The 14,453-nt window shown below is 57.2% G+C and carries 16 protein-coding genes; 10 read left to right on the top strand and 6 right to left on the bottom strand.

The features are described 5' to 3' along the window. Nucleotides 1-303 precede the first annotated feature (303 nt). The 8 genes from potF (at nucleotide 304) to AC1VYI_RS17365 (ending at nucleotide 8,439) form a co-directional block, all read left to right on the top strand. Entirely contained in the window at nucleotides 304-1,416 is a 1,113-nt protein-coding gene (potF, locus tag AC1VYI_RS17400; RefSeq protein WP_045354411.1) for a spermidine/putrescine ABC transporter substrate-binding protein PotF, read from the top strand. A 143-nt stretch (nucleotides 1,417-1,559) separates the two neighbouring features. Beyond that, the gene (gene potG / locus AC1VYI_RS17395) at nucleotides 1,560-2,693 is read left to right on the top strand and encodes a putrescine ABC transporter ATP-binding subunit PotG (RefSeq protein ID WP_023310932.1); all 1,134 of its coding nucleotides are present in this window, start codon (nucleotides 1,560-1,562) and stop codon (nucleotides 2,691-2,693) included. A 10-nt stretch (nucleotides 2,694-2,703) separates the two neighbouring features. Then, nucleotides 2,704-3,657 carry a putrescine ABC transporter permease PotH gene (gene potH / locus AC1VYI_RS17390; RefSeq protein ID WP_134866605.1) on the top strand — a complete coding sequence of 318 codons (954 nt, stop codon included), beginning with the start codon at nucleotides 2,704-2,706 and terminating at the stop codon, nucleotides 3,655-3,657. Further along, on the top strand, nucleotides 3,654-4,499 hold the full coding sequence (gene potI, locus AC1VYI_RS17385; protein ID WP_023310934.1) for a putrescine ABC transporter permease PotI: 846 nt from the start codon (nucleotides 3,654-3,656) through the stop codon (nucleotides 4,497-4,499). Before potH ends, potI begins: the two co-directional genes overlap by 4 nt. Before the next feature lie 65 nt (nucleotides 4,500-4,564). Beyond that, on the top strand, nucleotides 4,565-5,038 hold the full coding sequence (locus AC1VYI_RS17380; protein WP_023310935.1) for a YbjO family protein: 474 nt from the start codon (nucleotides 4,565-4,567) through the stop codon (nucleotides 5,036-5,038). Between the two features lie 40 nt (nucleotides 5,039-5,078). Beyond that, entirely contained in the window at nucleotides 5,079-6,206 is a 1,128-nt protein-coding gene (gene rlmC, locus AC1VYI_RS17375) for a 23S rRNA (uracil(747)-C(5))-methyltransferase RlmC (protein WP_134866604.1), read from the top strand. A gap of 72 nt (nucleotides 6,207-6,278) precedes the next feature. Beyond that, a complete protein-coding gene (locus tag AC1VYI_RS17370) occupies nucleotides 6,279-6,986 on the top strand; it encodes a response regulator transcription factor (RefSeq protein ID WP_023310937.1) in 708 nt (235 codons plus the stop codon). Next, nucleotides 6,970-8,439: a sensor histidine kinase gene (locus AC1VYI_RS17365; protein WP_482882098.1), complete on the top strand. Its 1,470-nt coding sequence runs from the start codon at nucleotides 6,970-6,972 to the stop codon at nucleotides 8,437-8,439. Before AC1VYI_RS17370 ends, AC1VYI_RS17365 begins: the two co-directional genes overlap by 17 nt. A gap of 76 nt (nucleotides 8,440-8,515) precedes the next feature. On the opposite strand, the gene artJ is transcribed toward AC1VYI_RS17365, so the two are convergent. From artJ to AC1VYI_RS17335, 6 genes are all read right to left on the bottom strand, one after another. Beyond that, nucleotides 8,516-9,247: an arginine ABC transporter substrate-binding protein ArtJ gene (gene artJ / locus AC1VYI_RS17360; RefSeq protein WP_021240923.1), complete on the bottom strand. Its 732-nt coding sequence runs from the start codon at nucleotides 9,245-9,247 to the stop codon at nucleotides 8,516-8,518. Between the two features lie 174 nt (nucleotides 9,248-9,421). Beyond that, a complete protein-coding gene (gene artM, locus AC1VYI_RS17355) occupies nucleotides 9,422-10,090 on the bottom strand; it encodes an arginine ABC transporter permease ArtM (RefSeq protein WP_023310940.1) in 669 nt (222 codons plus the stop codon). Further along, on the bottom strand, nucleotides 10,090-10,806 hold the full coding sequence (artQ, locus tag AC1VYI_RS17350; RefSeq protein WP_023310941.1) for an arginine ABC transporter permease ArtQ: 717 nt from the start codon (nucleotides 10,804-10,806) through the stop codon (nucleotides 10,090-10,092). Before artQ ends, artM begins: the two co-directional genes overlap by 1 nt. Nucleotides 10,807-10,812: 6 nt before the next feature. Next, complete coding sequence (artI, locus tag AC1VYI_RS17345; protein ID WP_008500032.1) at nucleotides 10,813-11,544, bottom strand: arginine ABC transporter substrate-binding protein ArtI; 732 nt, start codon at nucleotides 11,542-11,544, stop codon at nucleotides 10,813-10,815. A gap of 19 nt (nucleotides 11,545-11,563) precedes the next feature. After that, on the bottom strand, nucleotides 11,564-12,292 hold the full coding sequence (gene artP / locus AC1VYI_RS17340; RefSeq protein WP_023310942.1) for an arginine ABC transporter ATP-binding protein ArtP: 729 nt from the start codon (nucleotides 12,290-12,292) through the stop codon (nucleotides 11,564-11,566). 226 nt (nucleotides 12,293-12,518) lie between these two features. After that, a complete protein-coding gene (locus AC1VYI_RS17335; RefSeq protein WP_134866603.1) occupies nucleotides 12,519-13,037 on the bottom strand; it encodes a lipoprotein in 519 nt (172 codons plus the stop codon). A 98-nt stretch (nucleotides 13,038-13,135) separates the two neighbouring features. Here AC1VYI_RS17335 and AC1VYI_RS17330 point away from each other — a divergent pair, with 98 nt between their 5' ends. Beyond that, nucleotides 13,136-13,459 carry a heavy metal-binding domain-containing protein gene (locus tag AC1VYI_RS17330; RefSeq protein WP_023310944.1) on the top strand — a complete coding sequence of 108 codons (324 nt, stop codon included), beginning with the start codon at nucleotides 13,136-13,138 and terminating at the stop codon, nucleotides 13,457-13,459. Next, the gene (locus tag AC1VYI_RS17325) at nucleotides 13,456-14,286 is read left to right on the top strand and encodes an N-acetylmuramoyl-L-alanine amidase (protein WP_134866602.1); all 831 of its coding nucleotides are present in this window, start codon (nucleotides 13,456-13,458) and stop codon (nucleotides 14,284-14,286) included. Before AC1VYI_RS17330 ends, AC1VYI_RS17325 begins: the two co-directional genes overlap by 4 nt. The last annotated feature ends 167 nt before the right edge of the window (nucleotides 14,287-14,453 follow it).

Here is a 14,453-nt window from a genome sequence, read left to right as displayed (position 1 = left end):
ATTTTTTCTGCTGCTTTTAACCTTTCTTTAAAGAATTTTTCACCTCCCTGAAGGCCGTTTCGGCTTATCACGTAGACATAACCTGCATAAAAAATTGATAAAAGGCGTTTTTTCTTCTGGGCTATAGCCGGAGACACGGGCTACAGTTATTCTTGCGATGCTTAAAAAAGCGAGCGGAAGCTGCCGGGTAAAGAGGTTTCTTTTTATTTTGGGCAGAGCGACAAACTATGCATGATTATTGCATATCTTCAGATTGCACAGTTTTAGTTCGTTTGTTAACGAGCTTTCAGAAGGAATAAAGATATGATCGCCTTGAATAAAAAATGGTTATCGGGTCTGGTTGCGGGTGCTCTGATGGCCGTCTCTGCCGGCTCGCTCGCTGCGGAACAAAAAACGCTGCACGTTTACAACTGGTCTGACTATATTGCGCCGGACACGGTGGCGAATTTTGAAAAAGAGACCGGCATTAAAGTGGTCTACGACGTATTCGATTCCAACGAAGTGCTGGAAGGAAAACTGATGGCGGGCAGCACCGGGTTTGATCTCGTGGTGCCTTCTGCAAGCTTCCTCGAGCGCCAGCTGACGGCAGGCGTCTTCCAGCCTCTGGACAAGAGCAAGTTACCGAACTGGAAAAACCTCGATCCGGAAGTGCTGAAGCTGGTGGCGAAGCATGACCCGGACAACAAATACGCGATGCCTTACCTGTGGGCGACCACCGGTATCGGCTACAACGTGGATAAAGTCAAAGCGGTGCTGGGCCCGGACGTCAAGCTGGACAGCTGGGACGTGGTGCTGAAGCCAGAAAACCTTGAGAAGCTGAAAAGCTGCGGCGTCTCCTTCCTCGATGCGCCGGAAGAGATTTTCGCGACCGTGCTGAACTACCTGGGCAAAGACCCGAACAGCAGTAAAGCCGATGATTACACCGGCCCGGCGACCGATCTGCTGCTGAAGCTGCGTCCAAACATTCGTTACTTCCACTCGTCTCAGTACATTAACGACCTGGCGAACGGCGACATCTGCGTCGCGATCGGCTGGGCTGGAGACGTGTGGCAGGCGGCTAACCGCGCGAAAGAGGCGAAAAACGGCGTGAACGTCTCTTACTTCATTCCGAAAGAGGGGGCGCTGGCGTTCTTCGACGTCTTCGCGATGCCGGCTGACGCCAAAAACAAAGACGAAGCGTATCAGTTCCTCAACTACCTGATGCGTCCTGAGGTGATCGCCCACATCAGTGACCACGTTTACTACGCGAACGGTAACAAGGCCTCCCTGCCGCTGGTAAGCGAAGAAATCCGTAATAACCCGGCTATCTATCCGCCAGCGGATGTGTTCGCCAAGCTCTTCACCCTGAAAGTTCAGGATCCAAAAATTGACCGCGTGCGTACCCGCGCGTGGACCAAGGTGAAAAGCGGTAAATAACGGCGTTGGGTATTGTTGCCCGGTGGCGCTATCGCTTACCGGGCCTTTACAACCCGTAGGCCGGGCAAGCGTTAGCGCCGCCCGGCGATGCGCACCCTGACGGTGCGTTTGCACCAGTACTGATCTATGCCGGAGAACACCCCGTGAATGACGCGATCCCCCGCCCGCAGGCGAAAGTCCGTAAAGCGCTGACCCCGCTTCTTGAAATTCGTAACCTCACCAAATCTTTCGATGGCCAGCATGCCGTGGACGACGTCAGCCTGACTATCTATAAAGGCGAAATTTTTGCCCTTCTGGGGGCTTCTGGCTGCGGTAAATCGACCCTGCTGCGTATGCTGGCCGGTTTTGAACAGCCCACCGCCGGGCAAATCATGCTCGATGGCGTGGATCTCTCCAGCGTGCCGCCGTATCAGCGCCCGATTAACATGATGTTCCAGTCCTACGCGCTGTTCCCGCACATGACGGTGGAGCAGAACATCGCCTTTGGCCTGAAGCAGGACAAGCTGCCGAAGGCCGAAATTAACGCGCGCGTGGCCGAAATGCTGAGCCTGGTGCATATGCAGGAGTTCGCGAAGCGTAAGCCGCATCAGCTGTCCGGCGGCCAGCGCCAGCGCGTGGCCCTGGCCCGCAGTCTGGCAAAACGCCCGAAACTGCTGCTGCTCGATGAGCCGATGGGCGCGCTGGATAAAAAACTGCGCGACCGTATGCAGCTCGAAGTGGTGGATATCCTGGAGCGCGTGGGGGTGACCTGCGTGATGGTCACCCACGACCAGGAAGAGGCGATGACCATGGCCGGACGCATCGCGATCATGAACCGCGGGAAGTTCGTGCAGATCGGCGAGCCGGAAGAGATTTACGAGCACCCGACGACCCGCTACAGCGCGGAGTTTATCGGCTCGGTCAACGTTTTCGAAGGGCTGCTGAAAGATCGTCAGGAGGATGGCCTGGTCATCGAATCGCCGGGGCTGCAGCATCCGCTTAAGGTCGATCCTGACAACTCGGTGGTGGATAACGTGCCGGTCTACGTCGCGCTGCGTCCGGAGAAAATCATGCTCTGCGAGGATCCGCCTGCCGATGGCTATAACTTTGCCGTGGGCGAAGTGGTCCACATTGCCTATCTGGGCGATCTGTCAATCTACCACGTGCGGCTGAAAAGCGGGCAGATGCTCAGCGCGCAGCTACAGAACGAACATCGCTACCGCAAGGGGCAGCCGACCTGGGGCGACGAAGTGCGCCTGTGCTGGGACGCTGACAGTTGCGTCGTGCTGACGGTATAAGGAGCGGCAAATGAGTGCACTTGAACCTCCAGCCCGCGCAGAAAAGCCGGGCGGCCTTGCCCAGTGGCTGACGCGCATGCAGATGAAACACGGCCGCAAGCTGGTCATCGCCATGCCGTACGTGTGGCTGATCCTTCTGTTCCTGCTGCCGTTCCTGATTGTTTTCAAGATAAGCCTGGCGGAAATGGCGCGGGCGATACCGCCTTACACCAACCTGCTGGACTGGGCCGACGGGCAGCTGACGCTGACGCTTAACCTCGGCAACTTCCTGCAGCTCACCGACGACCCGCTCTATTTCGAATCCTATCTGCAGTCGCTGCAGGTGGCGGCGATCTCGACGCTCTGCTGTCTGGTCATGGGCTACCCGCTGGCGTGGGCGGTGGCGCACAGCAAACCGTCGACGCGCAACATCCTGCTGCTGCTGGTTATCCTGCCGTCGTGGACCTCGTTCCTGATCCGCGTTTATGCCTGGATGGGGATCCTGAAAAACAACGGCGTGCTGAACAACTTTCTCATGTGGCTCGGGGTTATCGATCAGCCGCTGACGATCCTGCACACCAACCTCGCGGTCTATATCGGCATTGTGTACGCCTACCTGCCGTTTATGGTGCTGCCGATCTATACGGCCCTGACGCGCATTGATTATTCGCTGGTGGAAGCGTCGCTCGATCTCGGCGCCCGCCCGTTAAAAACCTTCTTCAGCGTCATTGTCCCGCTGACCAAAGGCGGCATTATCGCCGGGTCAATGCTGGTCTTTATCCCGGCGGTCGGGGAGTTTGTGATCCCGGAACTGCTCGGCGGCCCGGACAGCATCATGATTGGCCGCGTGCTGTGGCAGGAGTTCTTCAATAACCGCGACTGGCCGGTGGCGTCGGCGGTGGCGATTGTCATGCTGCTGCTGCTGATCGTGCCGATCATGTGGTTCCACAAGCATCAGCAGAAACAGATGGGAGATCACGGATGAACAACTTACCGGTAGTGCGCTCCCCGTGGCGAATTGCGATCCTGGTTATCGGCTTTACCTTCCTGTATGCGCCGATGCTGATGCTGGTGATCTACTCCTTCAACAGCTCTAAGCTGGTAACGGTCTGGGCGGGCTGGTCGACGCGCTGGTACAGCGAGCTGTTCCACGACGATGCGATGATGAGCGCGGTGGGGCTGAGCCTGACGATTGCCGCCCTGGCGGCGACAATGGCGTCGGTGCTGGGCACGATCGCCGCGCTGGTGATGGTGCGCTTCGGGCGTTTTCGCGGCTCAAACGGGTTCGCCTTTATGATCACCGCGCCGCTGGTTATGCCGGACGTGATCACCGGACTCGCGCTGCTGCTGCTGTTCGTGGCCCTGGCGCACGCCATCGGCTGGCCGGCGGATCGCGGCATGCTCACCATCTGGCTGGCGCACGTCACCTTCTGTACGGCCTACGTGGCGGTAGTGATCTCCTCGCGCCTGCGCGAGCTGGATCGCTCCATTGAAGAGGCGGCGATGGATCTTGGCGCGACGCCTCTGAAGGTCTTTTTCATCATCACCTTGCCGATGATTATGCCGGCGGTGATCTCCGGCTGGCTGCTGGCGTTTACGCTGTCGCTGGACGATCTGGTTATCGCCAGCTTTGTCTCCGGACCGGGCGCGACGACGCTGCCGATGCTGGTCTTCTCCAGCGTGCGCATGGGGGTCAACCCGGAGATTAACGCCCTGGCTTCCATCATCCTCGGCGTGGTCGGAATTGTCGGATTTATCGCCTGGTATTTGATGGCGCGCGCGGAAAAACAGCGCGTGCGCGATATCCAGCGTGCAAGACGCGGCTGAAGGATTTAAAATTTCCAGTGATGTGCCGCGCATGACGCGGCACTGTTTTTCAGGGAAGTAAAACATTGGGATTATTAAAAAAATCACGTACTACGCACGCGCGTCCTAACGTACCTGCACTGGTTCAGGTGGCGGCGCTCGCCATTATTATGATCCGCTGCCTGGACGTGCTGATGATTCTGAACACCCTGGGCGTGCGCGGCATCGGTGAATTCATTCACCGCAGCGTGCAGACGTGGAATCTGACGCTGGTCTTTTTGAGCAGCCTGGTGCTGGTGTTTATCGAGATCTACTGCGCGTTTTCGCTGGTCAAAGGGCGCAACTGGGCGCGCTGGGTCTATCTGCTGACGCAAATTACCGCCGCCAGCTATCTGTGGGCCGCCTCTCTGGGATACGGCTACCCGGAGCTGTTCAGCATTGCCGGGGAATCCAAGCGCGAGATCCTGCGCGCGCTGTTTATGCAAAAACTTCCGGATATGCTGGTGCTCTGTCTACTCTTCGTTCCGGCCTCAAGCCGGCGGTTCTTCCGCCTGCAATAATGTGTATAATCGCAGCCCTCGTGATTCTTAAGGTTTTCATATGCAGTGCGCACTCTATGACGCCGGACGCTGCCGCTCCTGTCAGTGGATAGAACAGCCGGTTTCTCAACAACTCACCGCCAAAATGGCCGACCTGCAACAGCTGCTGGCAGCACACGCGGTGGGCGAGTGGTGCGCACCCGTCAGCGGCCCGGAGCTGGGCTTTCGTAATAAAGCCAAAATGGTGGTCAGCGGCAGCGTTGAAAAACCGCTGCTGGGGATGCTGCACCGCGACGGCACGCCGGAAGACCTGACCAGCTGCCCGCTGTATCCCGCCTCCTTTGAGCCCGTATTTGCCGCGCTGAAACCATTTATTGCGCGCGCGGGGTTAACGCCCTACAGCGTTGCCCGCAGGCGCGGCGAGCTGAAATACCTTCTGCTGACGGAAAGCCAGATCGACGGCGGCATGATGCTGCGCTTCGTGCTGCGTTCGGAAGCCAAGCTCGAGCAGCTGCGCGCGGCGCTGCCGTGGCTGCAGGAACAGCTGCCGCAGCTGAAGGTCATTACCGCAAATATTCAGCCGGTGCATATGGCGATCATGGAAGGGGAGAAAGAGATTTTCTTCACCGACCAGCACGCGCTGGCCGAAAACTTCAACGGCGTGCCGCTGTGGATCCGCCCGCAAAGCTTCTTCCAGACTAACCCAACCGTGGCTAGCAGCCTGTACGCCACCGCCCGCGACTGGGTTCGTGCGTTAAACATCCATCATATGTGGGATCTCTTCTGCGGCGTGGGCGGGTTTGGTCTGCACTGCGCCACGCCAGAGATGCAGCTCACCGGAATAGAGATTTCTGCTGAAGCGATTGCCTGCGCGAAACAGTCTGCCGCCGGGCTGGGGTTAACGAATCTTCACTTCCAGGCGCTGGACTCCACGCAGTTTGCGACCGGCCAGGGCAACGTGCCGGAGCTGGTGCTGGTCAACCCGCCGCGCCGCGGCATCGGCAAGGCGCTGTGCGACTACCTGAGCCAGATGGCGCCCGAGTACATCGTCTATTCCAGCTGTAACGCCCAGACCATGGCGAAAGACATTGGCAGCCTGCCGGGCTACCGCATTGAACGCGTTCAGCTTTTCGATATGTTCCCGCATACCGCGCATTATGAAGTGTTGACGCTGCTCGTGAAATCTTAAACAAAATGTGAAGTCTTCCCCCGCTCGAAATCAGGTAAGCTTACGTCATAAGAAATGATTGAAGGCTTACCCATGAAGCAGATCCTGCTGGTGGAAGACGACCATGATATCGCGGCGCTTCTGCGACTCAATTTAGAAGACGAAGGCTATGCCATCACCCACGAGCCCGACGGGGGCAAGGCCTTACTGCGTCTTGAAAAACAGCCTTGGGATGCGGTGATCCTCGACCTGATGCTGCCCAGCGTTGACGGTCTGGAGATTTGCCGCCGTATCCGTCAGATGACGCGCTACCTGCCGGTGATCATCATCAGCGCCCGCAGCAGCGAGACCGACCGCATTACCGGGCTGGAAACCGGCGCCGATGATTATCTGGCTAAGCCGTTCTCGGTGCAGGAACTCATTGCGCGCATCAAAGCGCTGTTCCGCCGCCAGCAGGCGATGGGGCAGGTGCAAACCGACGGTCAAATTCAGGCCCACGGTCTGACCATCGATCCGCTGGCGCGCAGCGTGCTGCTTCACGGCCAGGTGGTGGATCTCACTCCGCGTGAATTCGAGCTGCTCTACTTCTTTGCCCGTCATCCTGGCGAGGTCTTTTCGCGTCTGGCGCTGCTGGAGCAGGTCTGGGGCTATCAGCACGAAGGCTATGAGCATACCGTTAACACCCATATCAACCGCCTGCGCATCAAGATTGAGAAGGACGCCGCCGAGCCGGAGATTATTCGCACCGTCTGGGGCAAGGGCTATAAATTTGCGGAGCCAAATCATGATGCGCCGCTTTAGCCTGAGTCAGCGTCTGACGCTGCTGTTCATCCTGCTGATGATGCTCTGCGCCACCGTCGCCTGCGCTGTACAGCTCTACACCAGTACGCAGTACGGTAACGCGATGGTGCAGCGGCTGTCGGGCGGGCTGGCGCAGCAGATAGTCCAGCGTGAACCGATTCTGGACGCGCAGGGCAGGGTCGACCGAAGGGCTCTCAAGCCGCTGTTCGATCGGCTGATGACCTTTAATCCGAGCGTTGAGCTGTATGTTGTCTCCCCGGACGGCGATATCCTGGCCGATGCCGCACCGCCGGGCCACATTCAGCGACAAAAAATCGATCTGGCCCCGGTTCAGACCTTCCTGAGCGGTACCGCCATACCGATCCTGGGCGACGATCCTCGCAGTCAAAATAAAAAGGTCTTTAGCGCCACGCCGCTACGGCAGGACGGCGAGCTTAAGGGCTACCTGTACATTATTTTGCAGGGCGAAGAGTCAAACGCCCTGGCGGAAATGGCCTGGCATAAGGCGCTGTGGAGCACGGTGCTGTGGTCATTGCTGTGGGTTGCGCTGTTTGGCCTGCTGGCAGGTTTACTGGTCTGGTACTGGGTCACGCGCCCGGTAAAACAGCTGACGGTGGAGCTCGCCGGGCTGGAGCAGGACAGCATCAGCGCTATCAGACAGCTGGCGGCGCAGTCATCGGACGCGGCAGCAAAGGATGAAGTGGCGATCCTGCGCAACAGCTTTATCGAGCTGGCGCGCAAAATCACCCGCCAGTGGGACCAGCTGGCCGACAGCGATCGCCAGCGCCGGGAGTTTATCGCCAACATTTCGCACGATCTCCGTACGCCGCTGACCTCGCTGCTGGGCTATCTGGAAACCCTGTCGCTAAAAGCCGCCACGCTGACGCCGCAGGAGCACCAGCAGTATCTCGCCACCGCGCTGCGTCAGGGACAAAAAGTCCGTCATCTTTCGCAGCAGCTGTTCGAGCTGGCGCGCCTTGAGCACGGCGGCATTAAGCCGCAGCGCGAGCGTTTCGCGATGGGGGAGCTGATTTCCGACGTGGCGCAGAAGTTTGAGCTCACCGCCCGCACGCGAGAAGTGAATCTGCATATTGACGTGCCGGGACCGCTGCCGCTGATTAACGCCGACGTGTCGATGATCGAACGCGTGGTGACCAACCTGCTCGATAACGCGATGCGCCATACGCCATCTGGCGGAGAAATTCGTCTGGCGGTGTGGCAGGAGAATGAACGGCTTCAGGTCGAAGTGGCTGACAGCGGAACGGGCGTGGACGCCTCGCTGCGCGACGATCTGTTCCAGCGGCCGTCGGCATTGAATACCCAGGCATCGCGGGAGAATCGCGGCGGGTTGGGGCTGTTAATCGTGAAACGTATGCTGGAGCTGCACGGCGGCGGGATCAGGCTGATGGAGTCGGTGAGCGGGGCGCGGTTCAGGTTCTTTGTGCCGCTGTGAGAGTGCCGGGTGGCGCTGCGCTTACCCGGCCTACAGACTACCACCCCCGTAGGCCGGGCCACCCGGCAAAAAAATCTTACTGCGGGAACCACTGCTCGCTGATTTTCTGATACGTACCGTCCGCTTTAATCGCTTTCAGCGCGCCGTTCAGTTTTTCCAGCAGGGCCTTGTTATCCGGACGTACCGCGATGCCCAGACCCGTACCGAAGTACTGCGGATCGGTCACTTTCTCGGTTGCGGTGCCCAGCTGCGGGTTGGTTTTCAGCCACTCGTTCACCACGGCGGTGTCGCCGAAGACGCCGTCGATACGGCCATTTTTCAGGTCGATAATCGCGTTCTGGTAGCTGTCATAGGCCACGGTTTTCACTTCAGGATGTTTGTCCTGCAGGTACTTCTGGTGCGTGGTGCCGTTTTCCATCCCGATGCGTTTGCCTTTCAGCTGATCGAAAGAGGTATACGCGCCTTTCTTCGCAATCACCACCGCCGAGTTGGCGTAGTACGGGTCGGTGAACGCGACCTGCTTGCTGCGCTCAGGCGTGATGTCCATCCCGGAGATCACCGCGTCGTATTTTTTAAATTTCAGCGACGGGATCAGGCTGTCGAAGGCATGGTTGGTAAAGGTGCAGTCGGCCTGCATTTGTTTGCACAGCGCTTTCGCCAGATCGATATCGAAACCCACGATCTGGTTGCTGGCATCCAGCGATTCAAACGGCGGATAGGTGGCGGACACGCCAAAATTGATTTTATCAGCTGCGGATGCGCCAGCGGCGAAGGTGGCGAGTAATGCGGCCAGAACTAACTTTTTCATTGTAATGCTCCCGTCTGTCTTATTTATGCGCCGTGTCTGCGGCATGGATGTACAATGCCATTTAATGAATTTATATGCAATAAAAATGATTAAGTATTGTTTGTGTGCTAAAAAAAAAGCGGATAACCCATCAGGTTACCCGCTTCATGCATACAGTTTTATGCACTCGCGTAGTTAATTTCTGCGCTCAAACGCCAGCGCTTTACGCTCGATCAGGCGCATCATCAGCGTCAACAGGCCGTTAACCACCAGATAGACCACGCCTGCCGCACCGAACACCATCACGTCATAGGTGCGTCCATACAGCAGCTGTCCGTGACCCATCACCTCCATCAGGGTGATGGTGTAGGCCAGGGAGGTACTCTTGAACACCAGCACCACTTCGTTGGAGTAGGAGGAGAGCGCGCGCTTAAAGGCGTACGGCAGCAGGATCGCCAGCGTGTCTTTCTTGCTCATGCCCAGCGCTCCGCAGGACTGCCATTGTCCTTCCGGAATGGCGCGGATCGCCCCGTAGAACAGCTGGGTGGTATAGGCCGCACTGTTAAGCGAAAGGGCAATCAGGGCGCACAGCCACGGTTCAGAGAGCAGATGCCAGATAACCGGATATTCCTGCAGCGACGGGAACTGGCCCGGGCCGTAGTAAATCAGGAAGATCTGCACCAGCAGCGGCGTACCGGTAAACAGGGTGATGTAGCCGCGCACAATCCACACCAGCACCGGCGTTTTCAGCGTCAGGATGATGGTGAAGATAAGGGCCAGGATCAGCGCCACGATAATGGACGCCACGGTCAGCGTCAGGCTGGTGTGCAGCCCTTTCATCAGCTCGGGGAAATATTCAAGCATCAGCCTGGTCTCCGTTCAAAGCGCGTCGCACGCAGGTCAATACGCTTGAGGATGTACTGACTGAGCAACGTGATCACCAGGTAGATAGCCGCCGCCACAATGTACCAGGTAAAAGGCTCCTGGGTGCGGGTGGCGATGCTTTTGGTTTGCAGCATCAAATCATTGACGCTAATCAGGCTCACCAGCGCGGTATCTTTCAGCAGCACCAGCCACTGGTTGCCGAGGCCCGGCAGGGCATGACGCCACATCTGCGGCATGACCAGGCGGAAGAAGATCGCTGATTTCGACAAGCCTAACGCCTGGCCGGACTCCCACTGCCCCTGCGGCACGGCTTTCAGCGCACCGCGCAGGGTTTGCGACGCGTACGCGGAGTAGAGCAGGGAGAGAGCAATCACGCCGCACAGGAACGGGCTAACGTCGAAGTTTTCAATCTGCATCTGCACCGGGATCTGCGCAAAGCCAAGATTGATCGTGAAGCCGTCCGACAGCGTCAGCAGCAGCTGTGAGGAGCCGAAATAGATAAACAGGACCACCAGAATTTCCGGTAGCCCACGCAGCACGGTGACCAGCGCGGAGCCTGTCCAGGCGACGGGGAACCATTTCGCGGATTCCCACACCGCAAAGAACATCGCCAGCACGAGGCCGATAATCAGTGCGCAAACGGCAAGGCCGACGGTCATCCCGGCGGCGCTTGCTAAAGGAAAAATTTCATTCATCAGGAATTACTTCTGGAACCATTTTTTGTAGATGGTTTCGTAGGTGCCGTCTTTCTTCACTTTTTCCAGCGCAGCGTTGAATTTCTGCTGCAGCTCAGTGTTGCCCTGACGAACGGCAATCCCCAGACCGGTACCGAAGTAATCCTTATCGGTCACTTTGTCGCCCACTGGCGCCAGCTTGTCGTTGGCTTTCAGCCACTCGGTAACAACCGCGGTATCACCAAATACGCCGTCGATACGGCCATTTTGCAGATCCAGCTTCGCGTTCTGGTAGCTGTCATACGGAACGGTAGTGATTTCCGGATGTTTATCCATGATGAATTTCTGGTGCGTGGTGCCGTTCTGCACGCCAACTTTTTTGCCTTTCAGCTGATCGACAGAGGTGAATTTACCTTTCTGACCAATGAACAGGGCGGAGTTGTCGTAGTAAGGGGTAGTGAACAGCACCTGCTTTTCACGCTCCGGGGTGATGTCCATACCGGCCATCACGGCGTCGATACGGCGGAACTTCAGGCTTGGGATCAGGCTGTCGAACGCCTGGTTGCTGAAGGTACAGGTCGCGTCGATCTCTTTACACAGGGCGTTAGCCAGGTCCACGTCGAAGCCAACAATTTTGTTGTTCGCATCAATCGACTCAAACGGAGGGTAAGAGGCTTCCGTGGCGAAACGAATGGTCTGGGCTGCGGTAGCAGAAAGGGTAACGCCAGCAAGCAGCACGGCAAGTAATACTTTTTTCATTATATTTCCCCTGACACAATCAATGAGATAAATAGTTTTTGAAGGCATCGGTTTGCGGGTTCGCGAAGCAGCTCGCATCACCTTGCTCAACGATATACCCGTTTTCCATGTAGACCACACGGCTGGCGGTTTTACGCGCCACTTCCACTTCGTGGGTGACGATAACCTGCGTAATATTGGTTTCCGCCAGCTCGCGAATGATGCTGACGATCTGGGCGGTAATTTCCGGGTCCAGCGCCGCGGTTGGCTCATCAAACAGCAGTACCGCAGGCTCCATCATCAGCGCGCGGGCAATGGCTACGCGCTGCTGCTGACCACCGGAAAGGTGCAGCGGGTAGCGGTCGCTGTAGGGCTTAAGGCGCAGACGATCCAGCAGCTTTTCAGCGCGCGCGATCGCCTGATCCTTACTTAATCCCAACACGCGGCACGGCGCTTCAATCAGGTTTTGCAGGACGGTCAGATGCGGCCAGAGATTGTATTGCTGGAAGACCATGCCGACGTTTTGACGCAGTTCGCGAATCGCTTTATCAGACGGCGTTTTCGCGAAATCAAAATGGTTACCGGCAATTGCCAGCGTACCTGAACGGGGCATTTCAAGCAGATTAAGGACGCGCAGAAGGGAGCTTTTGCCTGCACCGCTTGGGCCAAGCAAAACCAGCGTTTCGCCTTCCGGGCAGTTCAGCGTGATGTCAAACAGCGCCTGGTGTGCGCCGTAGAAGCAGTTAATGCCGTTTAGTTTAATACTCATCGGGGCAGTCTTTACTCATCCAGGCAATCTATAGCAATTGAGGCCGCAGATAGTACCGTTGACAGAATAGTTATGCAATATTTATGCGTTAAAAGTTAAATATAACCCGCGTTTCCTCTTAAACATAGCACAAAATAGCGAACGGTAAGGTCGGCGAGTATAAATGTCGGCATTCCGCATGAAATGCCGCACATTTTACGGGGGTTACCAGGTTATATCGGCGGGTTTAGCGATTCTCAATCGACTGGCGAAGCGTGCCTGCCGGGGCATGAACGCTACCGCCAACGTAGCGCACGTCGTCTACCGCCCAGCACTGTCCTTCACGGATCATCAGCACTTCATCCTGCCAGGTTTGGGTTCCCTGCGTCAGCTTCACGCGCAGCGGAATATTGCGGGCATCGGTATTCGGGATGGTTGACGCGCTGGCTACTTCAGCGCTGTCCGGCAGCGTGGTACGGCTGGAGAACGGATCGGATTTCATCAATGTGTTGTGCTGAGGATCGCGGGTGGCGTCGTTAAGCAGTTTTGCCAGACCGTCGCTCAGATACGGGCGCAGGCCGGTGAGATCGTTGCTGCGGTGCTGGATGCGATAATCATAGAACTGCTGCGCCACGGCGTCCGGGCCGCCCTCAATGCAGGGGCCGCTGCGGGTACCGATATCCTTAAAGGCTGGCGTGACCGTGGTGGTACAGGCGCTGAGCACCAGCGCGCAGGGCACCAAAAGTGTTAAAGCAGAATAGCGCATGTTGATTTCCTTATTTATTAACTATCCTTTCAATCATAGCGTAACGAACCGATAATGCTGTGCCTAAGGCATTGAACGCTAAAGTAAGGAGAGAAACCATGCAGTTTTCAACAACGCCAACCCTGGAAGGGCAGACAATAACCGAGTACTGCGGTGTGGTTACCGGCGAAGCCATTCTCGGCGCCAATATCTTCCGCGACTTTTTTGCCGGTATCCGCGACATCGTTGGCGGCCGCTCGGGCGCATATGAAAAAGAGCTGCGCAAAGCGCGTGAAATCGCCTTTAAAGAGCTCGGCGAGCAGGCGGAAGCCCTCGGTGCGGACGCGGTCGTGGGGATTGATATCGACTACGAAACGGTCGGAAAAGATGCCAGCATGCTGATGGTGAGCGTAAGCGGTACGGCGGTGAAAACCCTCCGATGAGGCGTTCGCTTGCCACGCTCCTGCTGGCGCTGCTGCTGGCAGGATGCGTTACGGAAAAGGGGATCGTTGATAAAGGCGCCTACGAGCTGGACACGCGCCATCAGGCGCTGGCGGCTTACCCGCGCATCAAGGTGCTGGTGATCCACTATACCGCGGATGATTTTGACAGTTCGCTGGCCACCCTGACGGATAAGAACGTCAGCTCTCACTATTTGATTCCGGCTAACCCCCCTGCACCAGACGGTAAACCGCGCATCTGGCAGCTGGTGCCTGAAAGCGAACTGGCCTGGCATGCGGGCATTAGCTTCTGGCGCGGCACCAACCGCATTAATGATACGTCGGTCGGCATTGAGCTGGAGAACCGCGGCTGGCAAAAAACGTCGGGCGTTAAGCAATTTACGCCGTTTGAGCCTGCGCAAATTGCGGCGCTGGTGCCGCTCGCCAAAGACATTATTACCCGCTACAACATCAGACCTGAAAATGTGGTGGCCCATTCGGACATCGCCCCACAGCGCAAAGACGATCCCGGCCCGCTGTTTCCGTGGCAGGCGCTCGCCAGACAGGGCATTGGCGCATGGCCCGACCCGGCGCGGGTGGCATTTTACCTGAACGGTAAGCCGCGAGATGAACTTGTGGAGCAAAAGGTACTGCTCGATCTGCTGGCGCGCTACGGCTATGAGGTGACCGATAACATGACGAACGCGCAGCAGAAGCGCGTGATCGTCGCGTTTCAGATGCATTTTCGCCCGGCGCGCTGGGACGGCGTGGCCGATCGCGAAACGCTGGCTATCGCGGAGGCGCTGTTAGAGCGCTACGGGCAGGGGTAATCCTTCGGGTTACCCGACTCCACTTTTTCACGGTCTTCTTTTGGACTGATTTTTTAATCACATTCACCGCGTTGATGTTTTATAGTTTCCTCAGTCGAAATTACTCGCAAACGTGTTTGACAATATATCGACACGACAAATAAGAAACACTGATGTGCTAACGTCTT

The organism is Enterobacter sp. QK-SA4, from assembly GCF_056856775.1.
The sequence above is the reverse complement of the archived record's forward strand: the minus strand, read 5'-3'. Positions and strand labels throughout refer to the sequence as shown.

Excerpts from the sequence above, each read along its gene's own strand:
- potF (WP_045354411.1), top strand. The coding sequence starts at position 304 with ATGATCGCCTTGAATAAAAAATGGTTATCGGGTCTGGTTGCGGGTGCT.
- potH (WP_134866605.1), top strand. The coding sequence starts at position 2,704 with ATGAGTGCACTTGAACCTCCAGCCCGCGCAGAAAAGCCGGGCGGCCTT.
- potI (WP_023310934.1), top strand. The coding sequence starts at position 3,654 with ATGAACAACTTACCGGTAGTGCGCTCCCCGTGGCGAATTGCGATCCTG.
- rlmC (WP_134866604.1), top strand. The coding sequence starts at position 5,079 with ATGCAGTGCGCACTCTATGACGCCGGACGCTGCCGCTCCTGTCAGTGG.
- AC1VYI_RS17370 (WP_023310937.1), top strand. The coding sequence starts at position 6,279 with ATGAAGCAGATCCTGCTGGTGGAAGACGACCATGATATCGCGGCGCTT.
- AC1VYI_RS17365 (WP_482882098.1), top strand. The coding sequence starts at position 6,970 with ATGATGCGCCGCTTTAGCCTGAGTCAGCGTCTGACGCTGCTGTTCATC.
- artJ (WP_021240923.1), bottom strand. The coding sequence starts at position 9,247 with ATGAAAAAGTTAGTTCTGGCCGCATTACTCGCCACCTTCGCCGCTGGC.
- artM (WP_023310940.1), bottom strand. The coding sequence starts at position 10,090 with ATGCTTGAATATTTCCCCGAGCTGATGAAAGGGCTGCACACCAGCCTG.
- artQ (WP_023310941.1), bottom strand. The coding sequence starts at position 10,806 with ATGAATGAAATTTTTCCTTTAGCAAGCGCCGCCGGGATGACCGTCGGC.
- artI (WP_008500032.1), bottom strand. The coding sequence starts at position 11,544 with ATGAAAAAAGTATTACTTGCCGTGCTGCTTGCTGGCGTTACCCTTTCT.
- artP (WP_023310942.1), bottom strand. The coding sequence starts at position 12,292 with ATGAGTATTAAACTAAACGGCATTAACTGCTTCTACGGCGCACACCAG.
- AC1VYI_RS17335 (WP_134866603.1), bottom strand. The coding sequence starts at position 13,037 with ATGCGCTATTCTGCTTTAACACTTTTGGTGCCCTGCGCGCTGGTGCTC.
- AC1VYI_RS17330 (WP_023310944.1), top strand. The coding sequence starts at position 13,136 with ATGCAGTTTTCAACAACGCCAACCCTGGAAGGGCAGACAATAACCGAG.
- AC1VYI_RS17325 (WP_134866602.1), top strand. The coding sequence starts at position 13,456 with ATGAGGCGTTCGCTTGCCACGCTCCTGCTGGCGCTGCTGCTGGCAGGA.